Raw genomic sequence first — 1,257 nt, 5'->3', positions numbered from 1 at the left:
GAGCAGCTAAACGGTTAGCGCTTAAGCGAAGAAATAGCTTAGTCATCAATTTGGAAACCAGCGTTCACGCTGGTTTTTTTATATCTGTATAGTAACGATGAATGGCTAACGATTGATATGTAAGACTTTATATCGCATTATTAACTTTATCTTTATCGCAAGGGAACATCATTATGATGATTTGGTTGCAGTTGAAGCGTTGGTTACAAGCCAACATATTCGAACTCAACGGCAAAAACTTGTTGGTCACGTTTTTAGCTTATATAGCGCTATCATGGCTTCTACTTAGCTATGCCAATGAAACTCAACTTACCGCTTCGTTTTCTACATTTATCTATTACCTAGCAGTCACTGCATCGACTGTTGGTTATGGGGATATGTCGCCTACAACAGAGTTTGGTCGTTGGGCTGTTATCTTATTTGTTATTCCTGGCGGTCTGAGCTTATTTGCGGCGCTGTTAGGTAAAGCCGCGAGTGAAGGGGTCTATTACTGGCGAGCTGGTCTATTAGGAAAGAGGAAAGTACGCGTGGAAAATCATATCTTACTACTCGGTTGGAATGAGCAAAGAACCATTCACTTAATTAGAATGCTTCAACACGAAGAGACGGGCAGAAGACCCATCGTTTTGTGTACTCGTTCTGATATCGAAAACCCGTTGCCCGGTGAAATCAACTTTGTACGTGTAAATAGCTACACTGACGGCAAAGAGATGGATAAGACTGAAATTGATAATGCGAGCTGTATTCTAATCGATAACCCTGAAGATGATGTCACTCTTTCTGCTGCATTGTACTGTGCTAATCGTAACCCTGATGCGCACTTATTGGTTTACTTTAAAGATGAAGCGTTAAGCGATTTACTTCATAAACATTGCCCTAATTCTGAGTGCATTCCTGCTGTTGGCGCTGAAATGCTTGCTAAGGCGGCTGTAGATCCGGGTTCAAGCGCGTTACATCAGGAACTATTAAGCTCTACTCGCGGCATGACTCAGTACTCAACGCACTTTCCGTCATCTGCCAAGGCAACAACCGTTGCACCAATTTTCACTATGTTCAAAGAGCAGTATCAGGCGACTTTGATCGCAATTGATGTTGGGCAGGGAATTGAGCTTAATCCTGAGCTGTCTACCAACATTCCACCATCGACGAAGCTATTTTATATTGCCGATGAACGAATTGATGGTTTCGACTGGGGCTCATTCAAGTCGTAGAGCGATATATTGAGTATCATGAATATAAAAGGCCTCTGTATAGAGG

General features: G+C 42.3%; 1 protein-coding gene. It reads left to right on the top strand.

The window, feature by feature from the left end; all coding sequences use genetic code 11:
* Nucleotides 1-173: 173 nt before the first annotated feature.
* Nucleotides 174-1,211, top strand: coding sequence for a potassium channel family protein (locus tag L4C33_RS22335; RefSeq protein WP_428814568.1), 1,038 nt, complete (start codon nt 174-176; stop codon nt 1,209-1,211).
* Nucleotides 1,212-1,257: the final 46 nt, after the last annotated feature.

The sequence above is a fragment of the Vibrio makurazakiensis genome (assembly GCF_050337375.1).
Lineage (GTDB): Bacteria > Pseudomonadota > Gammaproteobacteria > Enterobacterales > Vibrionaceae > Vibrio > Vibrio makurazakiensis.
The sequence above is the reverse complement of the archived record's forward strand: the minus strand, read 5'-3'. Positions and strand labels throughout refer to the sequence as shown.

What these genes read in the sequence shown, in the direction of transcription:
- L4C33_RS22335 (WP_428814568.1), top strand. Translation starts at nt 174, where the DNA reads ATGATGATTTGGTTGCAGTTGAAGCGTTGGTTACAAGCCAACATATTC.